Annotated in this window: 1 pseudogene; it reads left to right on the top strand. The window is 37.5% G+C overall.

Annotated elements, in window-relative coordinates:
- Positions 1-300 precede the first annotated feature (300 nt).
- Positions 301-685: pseudogene (locus tag R7Q46_RS27315) on the top strand (cadherin repeat domain-containing protein); the annotation flags it as partial.

The raw sequence follows: 685 nt of genomic DNA, 5'->3' as shown, positions 1-685 counted from the left end.
TTTCTAATCTGTTAATGTACATACAGCATAGCCCGCCAAAAATTAACGCAATTTTTCTTCATTATTTTTCCTGTTTTATTTTGTTGAATATTCACTATTTCTAAATTAATTAATTACATTGACTTAAACGTTTGCTTCGCGTTTTTTCGGGTAATTTTCTCGCCATTTATCAGAATTTATTTTTACCCTTAATATAGTAGTAAATACTTAAGTAATAAAGTCATCAACAATAGGGATAGCGATTAATAAAACATCGTATTATTATCTCGCCCCTTGAGATGTAACAAATTATTACTAAAAATGAACAGAAATTATTATTTGATTTTTCTTGCTGCTTTACTTGCTGGTTGCGGTGGAGGAGGTGACTCCAAGCCGAGCAATACAAGCTCTCCAACTTCTATCACGAAGCAGAGTCGTCCACAGCTGATTGTTGAAGATGCCTCGTTGCAGTTTGAGGGTGTGGGAACCATCACTCAGACACTACTGAGCAACGTTCGCGGCTCAGTATCTTACCAAGTCATTGATTCAAATCCGCCGAATGTGGTGAGAGTGAATGATTCGGGAGTATTTCAAATCCTGCGTCCAGGCACCGCGATAATTCGTGCAACAGATACCAGTTCTGTGTATGAATCTTCTGAAACGACGTTTTCGGTCACGGTTGAACGAGGTTTTAACAATGATCTTT

It is taken from the genome of Vibrio sp. 811, from assembly GCF_033339195.1.
The sequence above is the reverse complement of the archived record's forward strand: the minus strand, read 5'-3'. Positions and strand labels throughout refer to the sequence as shown.